This window comes from Micromonospora sp., from assembly GCF_048594385.1.
GTDB classification, from domain to species: Bacteria; Actinomycetota; Actinomycetes; order Mycobacteriales; family Micromonosporaceae; genus Micromonospora; species Micromonospora wenchangensis.
Window position 1 is genome coordinate 1 of sequence record NZ_JBMDWU010000620.1, and the last position, 2,091, is coordinate 2,091.

Annotated in this window: 1 protein-coding gene and 1 pseudogene; one reads left to right on the top strand and one right to left on the bottom strand. The window is 74.9% G+C overall.

From position 1 onward, the window contains the following. Positions 1-808: SDR family NAD(P)-dependent oxidoreductase (locus ACOJTC_RS32565; protein WP_420119756.1), on the top strand; the 808-nt coding region annotated here is incomplete at its 5' end. Positions 809-903: 95 nt separating this feature from the next. Here the strand turns inward: ACOJTC_RS32565 and sucB are convergent. Next, positions 904-2,091 (bottom strand): annotated as a pseudogene (sucB, locus tag ACOJTC_RS32570) (2-oxoglutarate dehydrogenase, E2 component, dihydrolipoamide succinyltransferase); the annotation flags it as partial.

Below are 2,091 nucleotides of genomic sequence, written 5' to 3' on the forward strand. Positions count from 1 at the left end.
CGCCCTCGCCGCCGCCGGAGCCGACGTCACCCTGGCCGGACGCGACCTCGCCGCCGGTCGGCGCGCCGCGACGGACATCACCGACCGCACCGGCAACGACCGGCTGCTGGGCGCCCCGCTCGACCTCGCCGACCGGGCGTCGGTGGCCGCCTTCGTGGCCACCTGGGACGGGCCGCTGCACCTGCTGGTGAACAACGCCGGCATCATGGCCTCGCCCGAACGGCGTACCCCCGAGGGCTGGGAGTTGCAGTTCGCCACCAACCACCTCGGGCACTTCGCCCTCGCCACCGGGCTGCACCGCGCCCTCGCCGCCGCCGAGGGGGCCCGCGTCGTCGCGGTCAGCTCCGCGGCGCACCTGCGCTCCCCGGTGGTCTTCGACGACATCCACTTCCGGCAGCGCCCGTACGACCCGTGGGAGGCGTACGGGCAGTCGAAGACCGCGAACGTGCTGTTCGCCGTCGAGGCGACCCGGCGCTGGGCCGACGACGGCATCGTCAGCAACGCGCTGATGCCCGGGGCGATCCACACCAACCTCCAGCGGTACGTCAGTGCCGAGGAACTGGAGCGGATGCGGGCCGCCAGCGGGGGCGGCGCGGCCACCTGGAAGACCGTCGAGCAGGGTGCCGCCACCTCGGTGCTGGTCGCCACCTCGCCGCTGCTCGACGGGATCGGCGGCCGGTACTTCGAGGACTGCCAGCAGGCCGCCCCGAACCAGCCCGGCACCCGCACCGGCGTCGCCGCGTACGCCCTCGACCCGGCCGCCGCCGAGCGGCTCTGGACGGTCTCCGAGCAGACCCTGCGCGGCTGAGCCGCCGGTAGGTGCCGTGCCGGCGTGCCCGGCGATCCCGTGACGACGAAGGGCGCCCCGGTCGACCGACCGGGGCGCCCTCGCGCAGGCGGGTGTTACAGGCCCAGCTCGGCCTCGAAGTTGCCGCCCTCCAGCCGCTCCTTGACCGCGACCAGGAACCGGGCCGCGTCGGCGCCGTCGATCAGCCGGTGGTCGTAGGACAGGGCCAGGTAGACCATCGACCGGACCGCGATGACCTCGCCAAGGTCCGGGTCGTTGACGACGACCGGACGCTTCACCACGGCACCCGTGCCGAGCATCGCCGACTGGGGCGACGGCACGATCGGGGTGTCGAACAGCGCGCCCCGGCTGCCGGTGTTGGTCAGCGTGAAGGTCGCCCCGGCGATCTCGTCCGGGCTGATCTTGTTGGTCCGGGTGCGCTCGGCCAGGTCGGCGACGCGCTTGGCGATGCCGCCCAGGTTGAGGTCACCGGCGTTGTGGATGACCGGCGTCAGCAGGCCCCGCTCGGTGTCCACCGCGATGCCGAGGTTCTCGGCGTCCGGGTAGGTGATGGTGCCCGCGTCGAGGTCCATCCGGGCGTTCACGATCGGGTACGTCTGCAGGGCCTCGATGGCGGCCAGCGCGAAGAACGGCAGGAACGACAGCTTCACGCCGTGCCGCTGCTGGAACGAGTCCTTCGCCTGCGCCCGCAGCTTGGCGATCCGGGTGACGTCCACCTCGATCACCGTGGTGAGCTGCGCCATCTCGTGCAGCGACTCCTGCAGGCGGTTGGCGATGGCCTTGCGGATGCGGGTCAGCTTCTCGGTGGTGCCCCGCTTGCCGCTCGGCTGCGGCTTCGCCGCCGGTGCGGCCGGGGTCGCCGCGGCGGCCGGCTGCGCGGCGGGGGCCGGAGCCGCCTTGGCCGCCTTCGCCTTCTCCGCCGCCTCCAGCACGTCCTGCTTGCGGATCCGGCCACCCACGCCGGTGCCGTTGACCGACGCCAGGTCGACACCGTGCTCGCCGGCCAGCTTGCGGACCAGCGGGGTCACGTAACCGGGGGCGTCGCCGCCACCCTGGGCGGGCGCGGCCGGTGCCGCCGGGGCGGCCGGCTGGGCGGCCCGCTCGGCCGGCACCGGCTGGGCCGCCGACTCGGTCTCGGCGGCCGGCTCGCTGTAGCCCGCGCCCGGGGTCGGCTCGCTGACCTCCGGCTCCGGCTCCGGGTTCGCCTCGGCCGTGGGCTGCTCCTCCGTCTGGGCCTCCGCCTACCGCTCCGGCTCCGCCGCGTCCGAGGCCGCGCCCGCGGC